General features: G+C 45.6%; 18 protein-coding genes, 1 other RNA gene and 1 pseudogene. 13 read left to right on the forward strand and 7 right to left on the reverse strand.

Features of this window, described 5'->3' with window-relative positions; translation table 11 throughout:
• Nucleotides 1-6 precede the first annotated feature (6 nt).
• The 5 genes from rpiA to NFS34_RS04570 form a co-directional block, all read right to left on the reverse strand.
• Complete coding sequence (rpiA, locus tag NFS34_RS04550; protein ID WP_251358705.1) at nt 7-678, reverse strand: ribose-5-phosphate isomerase RpiA; 672 nt, start codon at nt 676-678, stop codon at nt 7-9.
• Nucleotides 679-764: 86 nt separating this feature from the next.
• Nucleotides 765-1,370 (reverse strand): 5-formyltetrahydrofolate cyclo-ligase, encoded by a 606-nt coding sequence (locus tag NFS34_RS04555; RefSeq protein ID WP_251358706.1) that lies wholly within the window; start codon nt 1,368-1,370, stop codon nt 765-767.
• Nucleotides 1,371-1,552, reverse strand: a non-coding RNA gene (gene ssrS / locus NFS34_RS04560) — 6S RNA.
• 14 nt (nt 1,553-1,566) lie between these two features.
• Nucleotides 1,567-1,908, reverse strand: coding sequence for a cell division protein ZapA (locus NFS34_RS04565; RefSeq protein WP_251358707.1), 342 nt, complete (start codon nt 1,906-1,908; stop codon nt 1,567-1,569).
• 28 nt (nt 1,909-1,936) lie between these two features.
• Complete coding sequence (locus NFS34_RS04570) at nt 1,937-2,140, reverse strand: TIGR02449 family protein (RefSeq protein ID WP_251358708.1); 204 nt, start codon at nt 2,138-2,140, stop codon at nt 1,937-1,939.
• A 188-nt stretch (nt 2,141-2,328) separates the two neighbouring features.
• Between NFS34_RS04570 and NFS34_RS04575 the strand changes: the two genes are divergently transcribed.
• The 8 genes from NFS34_RS04575 (at nt 2,329) to NFS34_RS04610 (ending at nt 12,313) form a co-directional block, all read left to right on the forward strand.
• Nucleotides 2,329-2,889, forward strand: coding sequence for a UPF0149 family protein (locus NFS34_RS04575; RefSeq protein ID WP_251358709.1), 561 nt, complete (start codon nt 2,329-2,331; stop codon nt 2,887-2,889).
• Between the two features lie 3 nt (nt 2,890-2,892).
• Nucleotides 2,893-4,206 carry an aminopeptidase P N-terminal domain-containing protein gene (locus NFS34_RS04580; RefSeq protein ID WP_251358710.1) on the forward strand — a complete coding sequence of 438 codons (1,314 nt, stop codon included), beginning with the start codon at nt 2,893-2,895 and terminating at the stop codon, nt 4,204-4,206.
• Entirely contained in the window at nt 4,185-5,408 is a 1,224-nt protein-coding gene (gene ubiH, locus NFS34_RS04585; RefSeq protein WP_251358711.1) for a 2-octaprenyl-6-methoxyphenyl hydroxylase, read from the forward strand. The genes NFS34_RS04580 and ubiH overlap by 22 nt, the downstream gene beginning before the upstream one ends.
• A gap of 13 nt (nt 5,409-5,421) precedes the next feature.
• The gene (locus NFS34_RS04590; protein WP_251358712.1) at nt 5,422-6,600 is read left to right on the forward strand and encodes a UbiH/UbiF/VisC/COQ6 family ubiquinone biosynthesis hydroxylase; all 1,179 of its coding nucleotides are present in this window, start codon (nt 5,422-5,424) and stop codon (nt 6,598-6,600) included.
• A 138-nt stretch (nt 6,601-6,738) separates the two neighbouring features.
• Nucleotides 6,739-9,048 (forward strand): serine protease, encoded by a 2,310-nt coding sequence (locus NFS34_RS04595; RefSeq protein ID WP_251358713.1) that lies wholly within the window; start codon nt 6,739-6,741, stop codon nt 9,046-9,048.
• Nucleotides 9,048-9,380 (forward strand): hypothetical protein, encoded by a 333-nt coding sequence (locus NFS34_RS04600; protein ID WP_251358714.1) that lies wholly within the window; start codon nt 9,048-9,050, stop codon nt 9,378-9,380. The genes NFS34_RS04595 and NFS34_RS04600 overlap by 1 nt, the downstream gene beginning before the upstream one ends.
• A 144-nt stretch (nt 9,381-9,524) precedes the next feature.
• Entirely contained in the window at nt 9,525-10,634 is a 1,110-nt protein-coding gene (locus NFS34_RS04605; RefSeq protein WP_251358715.1) for an extracellular solute-binding protein, read from the forward strand.
• 119 nt (nt 10,635-10,753) lie between these two features.
• Nucleotides 10,754-12,313, forward strand: coding sequence for an ABC transporter permease (locus tag NFS34_RS04610; RefSeq protein ID WP_376707965.1), 1,560 nt, complete (start codon nt 10,754-10,756; stop codon nt 12,311-12,313).
• On the opposite strand, the gene NFS34_RS04615 is transcribed toward NFS34_RS04610, so the two are convergent.
• Both NFS34_RS04615 and NFS34_RS04620 read right to left on the reverse strand, forming a co-directional pair.
• A complete protein-coding gene (locus tag NFS34_RS04615; protein ID WP_251358717.1) occupies nt 12,310-12,729 on the reverse strand; it encodes a VOC family protein in 420 nt (139 codons plus the stop codon). The two genes, NFS34_RS04610 and NFS34_RS04615, sit on opposite strands and share 4 nt — an antisense overlap.
• Nucleotides 12,730-12,771: 42 nt before the next feature.
• Nucleotides 12,772-13,342, reverse strand: a pseudogene (locus NFS34_RS04620) (NADPH-dependent FMN reductase).
• Between the two features lie 120 nt (nt 13,343-13,462).
• On the opposite strand from NFS34_RS04620, the gene soxR reads away from it, so the two are divergent.
• The 5 genes from soxR to NFS34_RS04650 all read left to right on the forward strand — a co-directional run bounded on the left by soxR (nt 13,463) and on the right by NFS34_RS04650 (nt 19,223).
• Nucleotides 13,463-13,927, forward strand: a complete 465-nt coding sequence (gene soxR, locus NFS34_RS04630; RefSeq protein ID WP_251358720.1) for a redox-sensitive transcriptional activator SoxR — start codon at nt 13,463-13,465, stop codon at nt 13,925-13,927.
• Between the two features lie 185 nt (nt 13,928-14,112).
• Complete coding sequence (gene gcvT, locus NFS34_RS04635) at nt 14,113-15,201, forward strand: glycine cleavage system aminomethyltransferase GcvT (RefSeq protein ID WP_251358721.1); 1,089 nt, start codon at nt 14,113-14,115, stop codon at nt 15,199-15,201.
• Nucleotides 15,202-15,349: 148 nt separating this feature from the next.
• Nucleotides 15,350-15,739: a glycine cleavage system protein GcvH gene (gcvH, locus tag NFS34_RS04640; protein WP_251358722.1), complete on the forward strand. Its 390-nt coding sequence runs from the start codon at nt 15,350-15,352 to the stop codon at nt 15,737-15,739.
• 246 nt (nt 15,740-15,985) lie between these two features.
• A complete protein-coding gene (gcvP, locus tag NFS34_RS04645; RefSeq protein ID WP_251358723.1) occupies nt 15,986-18,853 on the forward strand; it encodes an aminomethyl-transferring glycine dehydrogenase in 2,868 nt (955 codons plus the stop codon).
• 139 nt (nt 18,854-18,992) lie between these two features.
• Entirely contained in the window at nt 18,993-19,223 is a 231-nt protein-coding gene (locus tag NFS34_RS04650; protein ID WP_251358724.1) for a hypothetical protein, read from the forward strand.
• The last annotated feature ends 13 nt before the right edge of the window (nt 19,224-19,236 follow it).

Below are 19,236 nucleotides of genomic sequence, written 5' to 3' on the forward strand. Positions count from 1 at the left end.
CGGTGGTTAAACCGCACTGGCTCGTTTTATGGTTTCCACACCGTCTTCTTTTCCCAACAATAACACGTCTGCTGAGCGTTCGGCAAAGAGTCCATTAGTTACCACTCCAACGATACCATTGAGCAGATTTTCTAGTTTCATCGGCTCATTAATTTCTAAGCCATGAAGGTCCAAAATAACGTTACCATTATCGGTGGTAAAGCCTGCCCGATAGACTGGATCGCCACCAAGCTTGACGATTTCGCGTGCCACATAACTGCGAGCCATTGGAATTACTTCTACTGGCAGCGGAAACTCTCCTAATCTGCGAACCAGCTTGGATTCATCGGCAATACAGACAAAGGTATCGGCAACTGCGGCGATAATTTTTTCGCGGGTTAAAGCGCCGCCACCACCCTTAATCAAGGCCAATAGATGGTTGGATTCATCGGCGCCGTCAACATACACTGGAATTTCGGAGACTTGGTTTAGGTCAAACACTTCGATGTCATGCGATTCAAGCCGTTTGGTAGAAGCTTCCGAGCTGGAAACGGCCCCTTTAATTTTGTGTTTTATCTTGGCAAGCTCATCAATAAAATAATTCACCGTGGAGCCAGTACCTACACCAACTATGGCATCTTCGACCACATAATCCATCGCGGCCTTACCAACTAAAGCTTTTAGTTCGTCTTGATTCATACTGTCCCCGCAGCAAATGCATTTTGCAATTATTGTAAATCAAGCGCTTGCTGATTGTAAGTCAGCGCTGGAAGGATTCTTCGATTTTAATCTTGAGAAGGAAACTTTAAAAAGTAAGAAGGCGTTGCAACCGCATCCATGGTGACATCCCAACTTTGCAATGGTACTTGGCTTACCTGCTGAAAATTGTAGGCTAACCCAATAAGTAAAGGGCGTTTTTGCTGCTTTTTAAAATTACTTAACACTGAGTCATAATAGCCGCCGCCCATGCCTACTCGATTGCCAAGATTATCGAAAGCGACCAAAGGCATAAAAATCACATCCAATTGGCTGGGACGGATCGCGTCTTTAATATTGGCAGTTGGTTCCAAGATCCCAAACGGGCCTTTTTGCACTGACTCTTTGCCCTCATAGGGTAAAAACCACATGCCTCGCTTTTTGTTGGGAAATACTTTCGGTAGGAAACTATGTTTATTGAGCGATTTAGCGTATTCGATCAAAGGCCAGCAACTGATCTCGCCTTTAATCGGCAAATAAAAGGCAAAGTTTTGGTGATCTTCAATAATTTTTGCAGCAGACAGGTGACCCAAAAGTGCCAGCGCCGAGCGCTCCATAAAGGGTTTGGTAAGGGTGTTACGTTGATGTTTAATGCGCGCTCTTAAATGATTTTTTTGCGCGATTGCTAAATTCATTAAAAACCCAGACTGCCGTTGTAGGTAGAGGCCCTAGAACCCAAAGGTTCAGGGGGGAAACCAGGCGGATGATCAGGCTTTCCGGTCGAAACGGACTTGCACAACACTTCCTAGCTAAGGCTTCCCTAAAAAAATATTATCGGCTCAAGAACGTTCGCTACTGACGAACAGTCCAGGCAAATACAGTATAACATAACTAGTTATTTGCGAGCTCGATTTGTTTGCAACTTTCTAAAGAGTGATCAATTTTATCGCTCAAACTCTGTAGCTTGTTGTTTATTATAGAGATTTCTTCTGGGTTAGAGTCGGACTTACTTAACAATTCATAACTTAAGTTTAAGGCAGCCATCACGGCGATCCGCTCCAAACCTAGTACTTTGCCGGATTCTCGGATTTCACGCATGCGTTTATCTAAAAAGTTAGCCGCTTGCAGCAATTGTTGGTGTTCGCTTTCAGGGCTCGCCACTTGAAATTCTTTGCCAAGAATCGAGATATTGACGGGAATGACTTTCTCACTGGAGTTTTTTGAACTGGACATAGCGTTGTCTTAAATTGATAAGATAAGATTACATCGAGCGTAAACGATGGATCATAAGATCGATTTGTTTACGAGCCGATTCGTTTTTATTTACAAGCTGCTCTTTTTCGCTCAGCATCTGATTGACCTGATTACGCAAAGCCGTATTCTCAGCATTAATTTTATCAAACTGTTCAATTAGACCATTGATTTTATTTTCTAATAGTTCCAATTGGGATAGTGAATTTGCCATATTCCTTAGACAGTTATAATCATTTATTAAAGCATACTATAAGGTTCAGCGCTTGGCTGGTCAATCTTTGCTCAAGGTAAATTGCACGAAAAAGCCAATAATTATGCCTTTTTGACATTTAAACTGGGATTTCACTAGGGCAAAGGGTAAACTTAGGGCTCTTATTTGGCGCCCAATGAGATCCGAATGTGATAGCTTATTCTCAAGTAAATGAACTCTGTTTAACCTACCTTCCTGATTTATCCGCATCCCAATTGGCGGGAATGTTACATGGTTTGGTGACCAATGGCTATGTCCCCAAAGAGGGTTTGTGGCATCAAGAGTTGGCCGATTTTTTGAATTCTGGCGATCCCCTGCCAGCCGAAGGATTGGAAGGTTTAGAATCCTTATTGGCCTTTACCCAAAAAGACTATCAGGTTGATTCCTTCAGTATTGATTTGATTCTACCCGAAGACGATTATCCGCTGCCCCAGCGAGTGGCGGCGATTGGCGATTGGGCGCAAGGTTTTTTAACCGGTTACGGTTTAATTAAGCAACAAAAAGAACTTGAAGGTGATGCCAAAGAAGCACTGCAAGATCTGGCGCAAATTGCTCAAATCGACAGTAACGCCGAAGAGGTTGAAGAGTTGGAAGAGGCCTATATGACCATTTGTGAGCATCTAAAAATGTCAGCACAAATTATCTTTGCGGCCAATCAGCCTGAGCCGACAGCTACCGCTAACAATAGTAATAAAGAGTCTATTCACTAATTTATGCAAGCGATCAATTTTGCCGCCAGACGCAAGCGTTTGATGCAATGGATGGGGCCAAATTCCATTGCTATTTTGCCCGCCGCAAGTGAGAAAGTTCGTAGTCGCGATGTTAATTATCCTTATCGACAAGACAGTGATTTCTGGTATTTGACCGGCTTTAATGAGCCAGAAGCGGTGGTTGTGTTGATCCCCAATCGTAAGCATGGGGAATTTATTTTATTTAATCGCGAAAAAGATCCCATGCAAGAAACTTGGCATGGCAAACGCCTTGGCCAAGAAGGTGCTATGGGATATCTTGCTGCGGACGATGCTTTTCCCATCACGGATATCGACGATATTTTGCCCGGTTTAATGGAAGGCAAGGAGCGGATCTATTTTGAGTTGGGGGTCAATCCTGAGTTTGATCAACAAATTTTGGAGTGGCGCAACCAACTCAGCCAGCCGCAGAATAAATCAGTAGCGCGTCCAGGCGAGATGATCGATCTTAAGCATCATCTACACGAAATGCGTCTGATCAAAACTCAAGCCGAAATTCAGCGGATGCGCTTCGCGGCCAATGCATCGGCCAAAGCGCATAAAGCTCTGATGAGTGCTTGCGCTGCTGGTAAAAGCGAGGCCGATATGGAAGCCGAGTTGCTCTATCATTATGCCAAAAACGCTTGTCGTAATGCTGCCTATCCGTCGATTGTGGCGGCAGGCGATAATGCCAATATTTTGCACTATATTGAGAATGATAGTGCACTCAAGGATGGTGAATTGCTACTGGTGGATGCGGGTTGCGAGTTTGAATATTATGCTTCGGATATTTCGCGCACCATTCCGATCAGTGGCCAATATACCGAGCCGCAAGCGCAGCTCTATGATCTGGTGCTTAAAGCGCAACTGGCTGCGATTGAGATGGTTAAACCTGGCAACCATTGGAACGATATTCACGACAAGGCGGTTGAGGTCATTACTCAAGGTCTAATCGAGCTAAAAATCTTGAAAGGGAGCCTAAAGGATAATCTTGCCAAGGAAACTTACAAAGAATTTTACATGCACAAAACTGGCCATTGGTTGGGTTTGGATGTGCATGATGTTGGCGACTATCAGGTACATGGGCAATCGCGCCTACTCGAGGCGGGCATGGTGTTGACCGTTGAGCCGGGAATATACATTAGCAAAAGCAATCGCAAAGTTGCAAAGAAGTGGCGCGGTATCGGCATTAGGATTGAAGATGACGTGGTTGTGACCAAAAAGGGTTACGATATCTTATCCAAAGCAGTGCCTAAATGCAGAGACGAGATTGAGCGATGGATGCAACAAACGGCGTAAATTTAGAATCGAATTACCCTCTAGTCATTGTCGGTGGCGGGCTGGTCGGTGCTACTCTTGCGATCAGTTTAAAAGCTATTGGGATCAGTCCCTTGGTTGTTGAGCCTTTTGCTATCGATAGCGAGCAGCAGCCCAGTTTTGATGATCGCAGTGTGGCTTTGTCGTTAGCGTCTTTGAATGCTCTGTCTGAATTGGGCTTAACTCAGGTTTTACCCTTTCTAAATCCGATACATCATATCCACGTTTCCGATCAGGGACATTACGGCTTCACTAGAATTCATGCCCAAGACTACGGTTTTGATGAGCTGGGTGCTGTGGTAGAAAATTTTCGGTTAGGACAAGCGTTAATTAGCTCCTTGACTCAGCATGGAATCGACTACTGCTGTCCGGCGCGAGTTACTAAAATTGAACAAAGCAAGCCAGAAAATAATGCTAATCAGGCGCTATTAACCCTTGTCAGTGAAGAGCAGTCTTACCAAGTGAAAACGCCTCTGGTTATTTTGGCCGATGGCGCTCGCTCGCAATTAAGGGAGTCGTTAGCTTTTGAAGCAAAACTGACCGACTTTAAAGCCGAGGCGATCGTGTGCAATATACAAACGCAACAGCCCCACCAGAACCGGGCATTCGAGCGTTTCACCAATACAGGCCCGCTAGCGTTATTACCCTTATCCAGTAATCGCTTATCGGTGGTTTGGTCGCAACCGAAGGCCGAAGCGCAAGCTTTATTGAGCGCCTCAGTGAGTGATTTTGGCAAAGCGCTAACAGATGTTTTTGGTGCACGTTTGGGGAAGGTTACTAGGGTTGGCAGACGCCAGTCTTTTCCGCTGGTGCAGTTGGTGACTGACAATACCATCAAAGGGCGCTGCTTATTGATGGGTAATTCGGCCCAGTCATTACACCCGATAGCAGGCCAAGGATTGAACTTGGCCATCCGTGACATAATGGCGTTTCAAGCTTTTGTTGCCACTAAATTAGCAAGCGATCCACAAGCAGATCTGGGCGATTACCAATGGTTAAACCAATACCAGCAAGCGCGCCAAGCTGATCGTCAGCATACGGTATGGATCACCGAATCTTTGGCAAGGCTGTTTGCCAATGACTCGAAACTTTTGTCGGTGAGCCGTAACCTATTAATGAAAGCGGTGGATATAGTGCCAATCGCCAAAGAAACATTAGCGAAAAATGCTATGGGCTTTCGATGAAAGGGTTTGCTAAATGAAACACTATGATTTGATTATTGTTGGTGGTGGCATGGTGGGCTTGGCACTCGCCGGCCAATTAAAAAGCAGCCAGCTTAAAGTGGCGCTGATAGACTCTAAGGGGATCGAACTCGATTGGAGTCAAGGCTATGATCTGCGGGTTAGCGCCATTACCCGCGCTTCTGAAAACCTGTTTAAACAGGTCGGCGCTTGGCCCTTGATTGAAGCCAACCAAAAATCGCCTTATCAGAAGATGTCTGTCTGGGACGGCGAATCTAGCCAAGGCTCAATTGAGTTTAAGGCCACTTCTATTGGTGAAGATAACCTCGGGCACATCATCGAAAATCGAGTATTAAGAAAGGCTTTGTATCAGTCTGGTCAAAGTGCTAGCAATATCGATTATTATTTTGAGCGCCAATGTCAATCGGTTGACTATCAAGCAGAGCACGCCGAATTGCTGTTAGCCGATGGCGAGCGACTTACGGCTAAACTGTTGGTAGCTGCCGATGGAGCTTTCTCTTGGCTCAGGCAAAATTCAGGAATAGAAGTTAGGGAAAAACCTTATGGCCATAAAGCTTTAGTCGCGACCATTAAAACCGAGCAAAGTCATGAAGCTACTGCTTTTCAACGTTTCGATCAGCATGGCCCTTTAGCCTTTTTGCCCTTACCCGATCCTAATTACTGCTCAATCGTCTGGTCCACCAAGGAATCTTTCGCCGATTATTTGTTGCAGCTTGAGCCCGAGGATTTTGAACAGCAGTTGCAACAAGACTTCGAACAACGGTTAGGAACCGTTACTTTAGCTAGCCAAAGACTGGCGTTTCCACTTATCGAAAGGACTGTTGCAACCAGTATCCAGCCACGACTCGCTTTGATTGGCGATGCCGCTCACACCATTCACCCCTTGGCAGGTCAGGGCGTTAACCTAGGATTTGCTGATGCTAAGGTATTGGCAGAAACTATTCTCAAAGCTGCGGCTAAAACAAAAGATATTGGTAGTTTAGCTTGTCTAAGGCCTTATCAACGCCAGCGCCAAGGAGATATTTGGCTGATGCAACAAGCGATGCAAAGCTTTAAAAGCTTGTTTGAGCAGACTCATCCAGCGGTGCAAACGGCGCGAGCTTGGGGTATGAAACTACTTGATAAGCAGCCAGCTCTCAAACAACAAGTAATTAAAAAAGCTTTAGGCTTCTGATTTTATCACCTAACTTATTGATTTTTATCAAAAGTTGTATCCATTTGTAGCAAGTTTATACTTTTTTCGCAGTTTCACTTTCCATTCAGGCACGGCGGGTTATACTTGGTCAGTTATTAAGATCAAGGGTGTTATTTGATGAAAAAAGCTATTTTCCCGCTAGCCAGTTTGGCTTTACTAATGTTTACAAGTGTTTCCGCACAATCCCAAGAGAGCAATTACCAAGTTTTGCCGCTGAGTCATGCGCTCAAAAGTTTGCCTGCGGCACCAGAGTTAAAGATCCCGGCGTTGGATATGAATAAAATTGCTGCGGAAGACAAAAAGTTTAATAAATTTGAGAAGGTCTACCGTTACGCGGTGGCTTATCGAGCAAAAGATAACTACAGCGATCAAGGTCGCTGGACTAAAGCTGATGGTCAGTCGATCTGGCGATTAGCGGTGAATGCTGAAAATACTCACAATTTAAGTTTTGGTTTTAAAAATGTGTTTTTACCGAGAGGGGCTCAACTACACGTTTATAATTCCGATCACAGTCAGGTTATTGGGCCATTCACTGAGAGAGATAACAATGCCTTTCAAGAGCTTTGGACGCCATTAATCTTGGGTGGAAAAGCCGTTATCGAGATCTCTGTCCCAGAAAATCTACAACGGTATGTCAGCTTTGATTTGACTGATATCAACCAGGGTTATCGCGGCATCGATAAGATTTCAATTGCTAAGTCGGGTAGCTGTAATATTGACGTCGTTTGCCCTGTGGCCGATCCATGGCGTAAAGAAATTCGCTCAGTAGCGCATTACTCTTTTCAAACTAGTGGCGGTGGATTCGTTTGTACCGGTACTTTAGTTAATAACACCGCACTGGATAGAAAACCCTATTTTTTGACGGCTAACCATTGTGTTAGCAATCAATCTGAAGTGAGTAGTATGGTTTTCTACTGGAACTTTGAAACCAGTGTTTGTGATGGAACCCCTGACGGTAGCAAGAGCCAAAGCCAGTCGGGCGCTACTTTGCGAGCAACCTGGCCCGGTTCGGATATGACTTTGGTGGAGTTAAATTCTGCGCCCAGCAACGCTTTTAATGTTCATTGGGCGGGTTGGGATAATAATCCGGATGCGCCAATCAAGTCGGTTGCGATTCATCACCCCGCTGGCGATGAAAAACGCATTAGTTTCGATGACGATCCTGCGACTATTACTAACTATTCTAGTGACACGCCTGTAGCTAACGGTTCTCACCTTCGTATTGGAGCTTGGGATCAAGGCACCACCGAAGGTGGCTCTTCTGGTTCAGCGATTTGGAACCCGAATCATCATATAGTAGGTACTTTGCATGGCGGCTTAGCGTCTTGTTCAGCACCAAACGATCCTGATTGGTATGGTCGCGTTTCTCAGCAATGGGAAGGTGGAGGAACTGCTGCCTCACAATTAAAAGCTTGGCTCGATCCGAGTGACTCAGGCGCAAAAACTTTAGACGGTACGGATGCTTGTACCGCGCCTAGCGTTACCATAGCAACCATTGTTCCTAATCCTGCGGAAGTGGGTGAAATTGTCAGCTTTACCTCGGTGGTAACCGGTGGTTCGGGTAGTGGCTATACGTACCAGTGGGATTTTGATGGTGATGGCGCTACCGATAGCACTCAAGCTAACCCTACTCATACCTACAGCGATGCTTATACTGGCAACGTTTCTTTGGACGTTACTGATTCGTCAAGCTGCTCTCAGCCCACTAATGCTTCTATTGTGGTGGAATTTCCAAATCGAGCGCCAGTGGCTTCGGTGGCTAGTAGCAGTTTAACCGCCAACGAAAATACCAACGTGACCTTAGATGCTAGTTCGAGTAGTGATCCGGATGGTGATACTCTAACTTACGTTTGGACGCAGACCGTCGGCCCTAATGTGAATTTGTCGGGGGCTTCTTCGGCTCAAGCTAGCTTTACTGCACCGGATGTTTCAGCAGAAACCGACCTAGAGTTTGAAGTTACGGTTACCGATCCAGATGGCTTGAACTCAACAGCAACCGTTGCGGTGAGAGTTACTGTAAATCAAGCGCCAACGGCAGCAGTCGCTAGTAGCAGTTTATCAGCTAATGAAGGTGCTACTGTGAACCTAAATGCTAGTTCCAGCAGTGATCCGGATGGTGATACTTTAAGCTTTGCTTGGACGCAGACCTCAGGAACCAGTGTGACCATTAATAATGCGTCGAGCAGCACTGCGTCGTTTGTTGCACCGCAAGTTACTGCAGCGACTACTTTAGAGTTTGAAGTTACGGTTACCGATCCTTCTGGCGAATCTTCGACAGCATCAGTTACAGTCACTGTAAATGAAGCTTCATCGGGTGGCGGCGGTGGTGGTTCAGCTGGCTTCGGCTTGTTAGCCTTGTTGGGCTTGATCGCTGGTCGTCGTCGTGCTTATCGTCTTGCAAAAAAGTTTGCTCAAGGAGCTGAGTAATGATCAAGAATATTGTATTAATGACATTGATGGTGGCTAGCATTATGGCCTGTAAAGATAGCGCAAGAAAGGCAACCATATACACCAAACAATCGGAAGCGGTTGCGACAGTTGATAGCGAACAAGATATAGATGCTATCGTTGCTACTTGGCAATCAAAGCAACGTGCTTTAGAAAAGCTGATGCCTTTGTTTGAATACAAAGTGGAGATGGATGTAGATGGAGAAAAACAGGTATGGCTATTTAATAAAGCTGGATACTTGATGAAGGAAGGTTCCTCAGAGCTCTATAAAGTTAAAGACTCTAGTGCTTTAACCAAGCATTTAAATTAGCTGTCATAGCAGTCTACTAAAAGCCCTCGTCAGTGAGGGCTTTTTTTATTACCGGGTTATTTCTTAAGCATAACAATCAAAGCTTGTATTTATAAATGAGAACTATTATCATTTGGTTTTACTTTATTGATCTCCCAAAAAAGCATGAAACAACAGATTTTAACCATTGCAGTAGCGACCAGTGTGCTGCTTGCAGCTTGTGATACACAAAAAGACGATGGCAAAGCGGCTTCAAAGCAGACTGTTTCTGAAAAAACTGCCTCTAAACAAGCTATGGCTAATTCAGCCACAGAGACAAAAGCTGAAAGCCTAGCGTCAAATGACGAAATCGTGGTGTATTCTTCGCGTAAAGAGCATTTGATCAAGCCTTTTTTTGAAGAGTTTACTGCCAATACCGGTATTCCAGTGAAATACGTTACCGATAAAGCAGGCGCTTTGGTCACTCGCTTAAAAGCGGAAGGCGAGAGAACGCCGGCAGATATTTTTATGACGGTTGATGCTGGCAATTTATGGCTCGCGAGACAAGAAGAGGTTGTGCAGCCGATTGATTCGGCAGTGCTTGAAGCCAATATTCCTGATTATCTACAGGATCCGGATAATCATTGGTTTGGTTTAACCGTGCGAGCGCGGACCATGGTGTATGACGCCAATAAAATTAAGCCGAGCGACCTAAGCTCTTATGAAGATTTGGCCGACCCAAAATGGAAAGGGCGCTTATGTTTGCGCACTTCTAAAAAGGTTTACAACCAATCCTTGGTGGCGATGTTAATTGCCCGCCATGGTCAAGCCAAGGCCGAAAGCATTGTTCAGGGCTGGGTTGATAATTTGGCTACAGCACCTTTTTCCAACGATACAAAAGTGATGAAAGCGATTGAAGCAGGGCAATGCGAAGTGGGAATTGTGAATAGCTATTATTTTGGTCGTTTGCAAAAAGAAGATCCCAGCATTGGCTTAGCACTTTATTTACCGGAAGACTCTGCGCAAGGGACACACGTTAATATTTCTGGAGCGGCTATCACCAAACATGCGGGTAATGTGGCAGGTGCTCAGCAGCTAATTGAGTGGCTATCTTCAGAAGCTGCCCAGAAAATGTATGCGGGTTTAAACATGGAATATCCTGCCAATCCCAAGGTTGAGCCGGTCGAACAGGTTAAAGCTTGGGGTGAATTAAAGGCAGATGATATGAACTTATCAAAAGCTGGCGAACTGCAAGCTCAGTCGGTGCAGCTGATGGATCGGGTGGGTTATAAGTAAAATCTCAGAGATTAATGCTGTAACTGCTTTTGAAACCTTTTATTAGCCATAATAGAAACCATGCCGAGCCTACTCGACATGGTTTTTTACCTTTATTTAAAGGCAAAGTTAGCAGCAAGTTGATCTTGCTGTTGCTCGCCTTATTGGTGCTGATCCCGGTTGTTCCTTTAGTTACCGCTTGGCTTAAGATTGATGGCGACTTGTGGCAGCATCTATGGCAAACCCAACTAGTCACTTTATTACAGAACACCTTGATGTTAAGCCTTTTGGTTGGGCTTGGTGCATTTAGTCTTGGGGTAGGTTTAGCTTGGTTGCTGGTCATCTACGAATTTCCGGGGCGCAAAATATTGCAATGGGGCTTGATGTTGCCGCTGGCGATCCCGCCTTATATCTTGGCGTTTGTATTTTTAGGTTTTAGCGATTTTGGCGGAGCACTTCATCAAAGTTTGCAATGGTTTGGACTGCCGATAAGTTGGCTACCTGATATTCGTAATTCGGTTGGGGTGGCGATAGTCTTTATCTTGAGTTTATACCCCTACGTTTACTTGCTGATGCGCGCTGCTTTAATTAAAAAGGGCCGCACCAGTTATGAAAGCGCCAGAACCTTGGGGTATTCAAAAAACGCAGCTTTTTGGAAGCTGATCATCCCCATGACGCGGCCTGCTTGGGTTGCAGGTGTGGCGCTTGTGTTAATGGAAACCCTTGCCGATTTTGGCGCGGTATCGATTTTTAATTACGATACCTTTACCACCGCCATCTACAAGTCGTGGTTTGGGTTGTTCAGTTTGCAAACCGCGGCGCAGTTGGCCTCGATACTATTATTAATGGTTTTTCTAGCTTTAATCGCCGAACGTTGGGGACGTGGACAGGGTCGTTTCACAGAAGCAGGCAGTGCGCTGCAACAACACCGAAAGCCTTTGACTGGTTTGAGTGGTATTTTAATGCAGTTAACCGCTTGGTTGGTTTTTGCGGTGGGTTTTGTGTTACCGCTAATGCAGTTGATCTATTGGTCATTGGCGTATCAAGGCTTCGATCAAGCGATCGGCCAATTGCTATCCAATAGCGTGAGTTTGGCTTTGATTGCAACCGCGCTGACTTTAATCGTGGCGTTATTAATGGCGTTTGCGCAAAGGCGCTTAGAGCTACAAAACCAGTTTAGTCCAGCTTGGTCGTTACTCAGTGAATTTGGTTTGTTAGGCTATGCGTTGCCTGGCACTGTGTTAGCGGTTGGAGTCGTCTTGAGCCTTAATGCTTTGGAGGCGCAATTCGGTGCTGGGCAATGGTTATTGGGCGGGATCTTTGGTCTTTGCTTTGCTTATGTGATCCGTTTTCTGCGGATTGCTCAAGGTCCAGTGACTAATTCAATGGCGCAGATAAAACCAAGCTTAATTGAAGCGGCCAGCAGTCTTGGCGCTGATAAGAAAGAGTTGCTCTATCGGGTCTATTTGCCCTTGCTTAAACCGGGTGTTCTAACGGCCATGCTGCTGATTTTTGTGGAAGTGATGAAAGAGATGCCGGCCACCTTATTATTACGTCCCTTCGGTTGGGATACCTTATCGGTTCGGATTTATGAGCTCACCTCGGAAGGTGAGTGGCAACTGGCAGCGCTACCAGCGGTGATGCTAGTAGCGGTAGGGATCTTGCCAGTGATTTACTTGATCAAAAAAAGCGAAAGCTAGTCGTCTGAATTTCGCTCAGCCGGAATATCGCTTAGGTATTCCACAAACTCCACTTCGAAACCTTGCGGATCTAGAAAGTAGATATTTTTTCGGTACTGATTGTCTGCGCCAGCTTTATGAATGTCATAACCAGCCGCTTCTAACCTATTAATCATCGCAGCCAGATCATGGGTCACAAACGCAAAGTGGGCAAGGCCCACTTGATGACCGGATAGATCGCGATTGTCTCCCTCGCCATTATCGCTTAGCGCGATATAGTTGTAGTCGTCGCCAAAGTGAAGCCAGCGCCGCGGCTTGCCATTCCAATCGCCAGTACCTTGGCTACGAATATGCCAATGTGGGAAGGCGGCACCATAAAAATGCAGCATGGCATCCACATCGCTGACCACTAAATTGATATGCTCTAATTGAATCATCCTTTTGCTCCTTGTGCTATAGATTGCTAGACGTAACTGCTGCTAGACGGCTTGAGCTAGTGCTTGCGTGTTTTGCGATAGCGCCTGCTGCAATTGAAGCACTAAATTTTTAAGCTCGGCTTGATATTGCGGTTCGATCAATTGCCCTTGATTAAGATCAAAATTATCATAAAAATTAGCTAATGCCATGTTACCTACCAGTTTTGCACCTAAAAAGGGCGCAGAGGTCACCGCATGTTTTAAAGCGGTAGCGCCGCCATTAGCACCGGGAGAGGTGGATAATAGTAGGGTAGGTTTATCGGAAAAAATATTACGCTCAATACGGCTAAGCCAATCCAACAAGTTCTTATACACAGCGGTAAAGTAACCGTTATGTTCGGCGTGGCTGATGATAAAACCATCGGCTGTTTGCAGTTTTGTCAGAAAATCTTGCGCTGCCTGATTGCTTTTCAAAGTCTTCGCTATACAGCGGCAACTGAAAGTCGTTTAAGTCTAAAATTTCAACCTTAGCTTTATCGACTAAGGCGCTTGCATAGGTTAATAATTGTTTGTTGATTGAGTTAGAGCTGTTGCTAGCAGCGAAAGCGATAGTGGTGGATGGTTTTGCATTCATTATAAATTCCTATTGGTAAATAAGGTTTGATGGTCGTTATGATAAAATCTCAACTTAAGTTGAGGTCAAGGGTGTTTAAGCGTACTATAGAGAAAACTATGAGCTTGATAGGAATTGGCTATGACAGCTGAGTATTTATCGGTGGGGAAAGTGGCTAAACGCTGTGGGGTTAATGTGTCGGCGCTACATTTTTACGAAAAAAAGGGGCTGATCCGCAGCCAGCGCAATGCAGGTAATCAACGCATTTATCAGAAATCGACTTTGCGTAGAATTGCTTTAATCAAAGCGGCGCAACAGCTGGGTATCAGTCTCGATGAGATCAAGCAGGCTTTGGACAGTTTACCTAACGGTTGCGAGCCAACGGCACAAGATTGGCAGCGTTTATCTCGAGGCTGGGAGCAACAACTCGCGCAACGAATCGAGCGATTGCAGCGCTTGCAGCAGTTACTCACGGGCTGTATTGGTTGTGGTTGCCTTTCCATGAAAAACTGCCCAATTTACAACCCTGACGATCAATTGGCAGAGCAAGGAACTGGCGCAGTACTGGTCACTGATGGAGTTAATTCTAACCAAAGGGAAAATTAATCAGTATACACAGCATCCAAGTTAGCTGGATTCAGCACGAGCACTTCCCAGGGCCGCCCGCTTGCGCGGGAATGGCGGTTCATAAGTAACCAGTGATCCTTGTTTTACTTTGCTTCTCCAAATCAAGATTCCCCTGTATAATTGCCCGCCACTGATGTCCAATTTACTCATTGTGGAAATTTCAAATGGCCAATAAAACACCTCTTTATCAAGCTCATGTCGATGCCAATGCCCGAATTGTCGATTTTGGTGGCTGGGATATGCCGCTAAATTATGGTTCGCAAATTGATGAACACCATGCAGTGCGTCAGGACGCCGGTATGTTTGATGTCTCGCACATGACGGTGGTGGAAGTCACTGGTTCAGAGGCCAAAGCGTATTTACAGTATTTATTGGCCAATGACGTGGATAAGTTGCAAATGGCTGGCAAAGCGCTGTATAGCGGCATGTTAAACGAAGATGCAGGCGTGATCGACGATCTTATCGTGTATTACCTAACCGATACCCATTATCGAGTAGTGGTTAATGCTTCTACGCGCGATAAAGACTTGGCTTGGATGGAAAATGTGGCGCAGCAGTTTGACGTTTCGGTAGCGGAAAAAACCGACGTAGCCATGATTGCGGTGCAGGGCCCAAAGGCGATTGAGAAAGCCAATTCAGTGATGGATGGGCAGCAGCAAGCGCTAGTGGCAGATTTGAAACCATTTGTAGCGGTACAGGCTGGCAGCTGGTTTGTGGCGCGTACCGGTTACACTGGCGAAGACGGTTATGAGATCATGGTGCCTGATGAGCAGGGCATTGCGGTTTGGAATAAGCTCGAAGCCGCTGGAGTAAAACCTGCGGGTTTAGCGGCGCGTGATACCTTGCGGCTTGAAGCGGGTATGAATTTATATGGCCATGATATGGACGAGACGGTTTCGCCATTAGAGGCCAATATGGGCTGGACCATTGCGTGGGAGCCTGCGGAGCGTGATTTTGTTGGGCGCAAGGCACTGGCGGCGCAAAAAGAGGCGGGTATTCCGCGCAAATTGATCGGTTTAGTGCTGGAAGATAAAGGTATTATGCGCGAAGGTCAAGAGGTGGTGGCCAATGGTGATATTGTTGGCGTAATTACTTCTGGCACCATGTCGCCAACTACCGGCAAGAGTATCGCCATGGCGCGAGTAGCGCGCTCAGTGGATGCGGAAAATGTGTTGGTGCAGGTGCGTAAAAAGCAACTGAGTGCCAAAGTGGTGAAGCCTTGTTTTGTGCGTAAAGGCGAAGCTTTAGTTTAAAGCCTAATAAGCCTGTTTCCAGCATAGTTTTGCTTGGGTCAGGCGGCAGTTTCGGATAGAATATGCCCTTAATTTGAACCGCTTCTGGTTTCGAGCGTAAGGGCAGCAGTTCAAGGCAAATAGTGTGGGGCAGTAGAGGATAATAGCAATGAGCCAAATTCCAGCAGAATTAAAATATGTATCAAGCCACGAGTGGATCCGTCATGAAGGTGAAGGCGTAGTTACCGTCGGCATTACCGATCACGCGCAAGAATTGCTGGGTGATGTGGTGTTTGTTGAAGCTCCAGAAACTGATGAAGAAGTCGCTGCGGATGATGAAATTGCAGTGGTCGAATCGGTAAAAGCGGCTTCTGATATTTATGCACCGATTGCTGGCACCATTATCGAAGTTAACGAAGAACTGGAAGATTCGCCTGAACTGGTTAACAGCGATCCTTATGGCGATGGCTGGATGTTTAAGATGGAATTGGCGGATGTGGGTGATTTGGATAAACTTTTATCGGCGGAAGAGTACGCCGAAGAAATCGCTGACGAATAATTATTCGCCTCATTACGGCGTTAAAGCATTCCAAGACTCAGCTCATTTGCGAAAAGCAAACCACGCTTCGACTTGAAACGCTTTGCCTAGTACTGAAACGAATAACATCAAGGGTCCTAGCTAACCCCGATAAGATAATATTAAGTTTTAGCCTCGATAGTTTATCGAGGCTTTTTCAGTTTTATAGCGTGAGTTAAGCTTTTAGTTTTTTAACAGATATTTCAATTAGTTAAGGTAGTTTTAGCAATGGCTGAGCAAACAAGTTTGAATGATTTACAGCAACACGATGATTTTATTCGCCGGCATTTAGGGCCGCGCGAAGATGAAATTCAGGCGATGCTGCAGGAGTTGGGCTTGGATTCATTGGATGATCTGATCGAACAGGCGGTTCCACACAAGATCCAAGTGGACAAGCCATTGGCAGTGGATGAATCGCGCTCGGAAGCGGAAACTTTGGCTTACTTGAAAAGCCTAGCGAATAAAAATACCGTCGCTAAATCCTATATTGGCATGGGCTATTATGATACGGTTACGCCGACGGTTATTTTGCGTAACGTGTTGGAAAATCCGGGCTGGTATACCGCCTATACCCCTTATCAGCCAGAAATTGCACAAGGCCGTTTAGAAGCGATTTTAAACTTTCAGCAAATGAGCTTGGATTTAAGTGGCATGGAACTTGCCTCGGCTTCTTTGCTCGATGAAGCTACTGCCGCGGCAGAAGCGATGGCACTTGCCAAACGTTCGTCTAAGAATAAAAAGTGCAATCTGTTTTTTATTGATAAAAATGTCTTCCCGCAAACCATTGATGTGGTAAAAACTCGCGCCGAACATTATGGCTGGGATATTCATGTGGGTGACTTGGCTGAACTAGACAGCCTTGATGTATTCGGTGCCTTATTGCAATACACCGACATCACAGGACAAATTCACGATTTGCAGCCGATTATTGAAAACTTGCACGCGAAAAAAGCAATTGCCTGCGTGGCAGCGGATATTATGAGTTTGGTGATGCTCAAATCACCTGGTGAGATGGGCGCGGATGTGGTCTTTGGTTCGGCGCAGCGTTTTGGCGTACCAATGGGTTTTGGTGGTCCTCATGCGGCCTATTTCGCCACACGGGATACTTTTAAGCGCTCAATCCCAGGACGCATTATTGGAGTCTCGGTGGATACTCGCGGCAACCAAGCGATGCGCATGGCGATGCAAACTCGTGAGCAACATATTCGTCGTGAAAAAGCTACTTCGAATATTTGTACTGCGCAGGTGCTATTAGCTAATATCGCTGGCTTCTACGCGGTTTATCATGGCAAAAAAGGCTTAACCAATATTGCAAATCGTATCAACCGCTACGCTTCGGTAGTTGCTGAGGCACTAAAAGATGCGGGTATGACCTTGGTTAATAATAGCTGGTTCGATACCCTCACTTTTATTGCTGACGATGTGGATGCGATTAAATTGCGCGCCGAGCAAGCGCAAATTAACTTGCGCTATGACGGCAATAAGATTGGTGTATCCATTGATGAAGCTAAAACCCAAGCGGACATTGAAGCCCTGATTCAGGTATTAACGGGTGAAACTTCCAACTTGAATTATTTGGACGGCAAAGCTGAAGGGTCGATCCCAAGTCATTTGGTTCGTACTTCCGACTTTTTAACCCACCCGACCTTTAACGACTATTATTCTGAAACGGATATGTTGCGTTACCTAAAGCGTTTGGAAAATAAAGACTTCTCCTTGGCGCACGGTATGATCCCGTTGGGCTCTTGCACCATGAAGTTAAACGCGACTTCGGAAATGATCCCAATCACTTGGCCAGAGTTCGCCCATATCCATCCGTTCGCGCCAGAAGAGCAAACTACGGGCTATCTCGAAATGATCAAAGAGTTAGAAGCCGATTTGGTTGAGATCACGGGTTATGACTTTGTCTCAATGCAACCCAATTCTGGCGCACAGGGCGAATACGCTGGTTTGTTGGCAATTAAGAAATATTATGAATCGATTGGTCAATCGCACCGTAACATTTGTTTGATCCCCAGCTCGGCTCACGGTACTAACCCAGCTTCGGCGCAAATGGCGGGGATGAAGGTGGTGGTAACCAAATGTGACGAAAATGGCAATGTAGACGTTGCGGATTTAGAAGCAAAAGCTAGCGAGTTAAAAGATAATTTAGCCGCGCTGATGGTCACCTATCCTTCGACTCATGGTGTCTATGAAGAAGAAATTAAGCAAATTTGCGAGATTATTCATGACAATGGCGGTCAGGTTTATATGGATGGCGCCAACATGAATGCGCAAGTGGGCATTTCCAAGCCGGGCGAGATTGGTTCGGACGTATCGCATCTGAACTTGCACAAAACTTTTGCTATTCCGCATGGCGGCGGCGGCCCAGGCATGGGGCCAATTGGCGTTAAGTCACATTTAGCGCCATTCGTTTCTGGCCACAGTGTGCGCAAGGTACATTCGGTTGAAGCGGAGCAAGGTGCGGTATCAGCAGCACCATACGGCTCGGGTATGATTTTGCCGATATCGTGGGCTTATATCAAGATGCTGGGTCGTCAGGGTTTGCGCAAATCGACCGAAGTGGCGCTACTAAATGCTAACTATCTGAAAAATAAATTGGCGGCGCATTATCCGGTGCTTTATACCGGCCGTAACGATAAGGTGGCGCACGAGTGCATCATTGACTTGCGTCCGATTAAAGCCGAAACTGGAATTAGTGAAGTGGATTTTGCTAAACGCTTAATGGATTATGGCTTCCACGCGCCGACCATGAGTTTCCCAGTAGCGGGAACTTTTATGATCGAACCCACCGAATCGGAATCTAAATACGAGTTGGATCGTTTTATCGAAGCCATGATTAATATCCGTCAAGAAGTGGAAAAGGTTCGCTCTGGCGAATGGGATGCGGAGAATAACCCGCTGAAAAATGCGCCGCATACCCAAGCGGATATTCGCCACTGGGATAAACCTTATTCGATCCAAGATGCGGTGTATCCATCGCAGGCGACTATGGATGGAAAGTTCTGGCCTTCGGTAAATCGTGTCGACGATGTCTATGGCGACAGAAACTTGATCTGCTCTTGCCCTAGTATCGACTCTTATCATCAAGATTAGATAATAAACTTTAACAAAGCCAGCCTAGAGCTGGCTTTTTTATGCGTCCTGTTTATCTGATTGTAAAGACAATGATTGCATTTAATGCAAATTTGCATATATTAATAGCGTCAATTGATTAAAGTTAAAGGGAGAACAAATGGCACAGACTAATCAAGATCTAACTAATCTTAAAAATTTAATAGTTCGGTTGGGTGAAGATCCTGAGTTATTACAAGCGTATGTGAAAAGTCCCGAGGCGGTATTGTTAGGCGCTGATGTTCCAAAAGAGCAGGTTGAGGTAGTGCTATCGGGTGATCAAAAAGCAATAAAGTCACTGTTAGACGATAACCATTTAGCAATAACCATCATTCACTTACCAAAGTGTTAACATTGTTGTCCAA

Source organism: Kangiella sp. TOML190, assembly GCF_023706045.1.
In the GTDB taxonomy this organism is placed as follows: domain Bacteria; phylum Pseudomonadota; class Gammaproteobacteria; order Enterobacterales; family Kangiellaceae; genus Kangiella.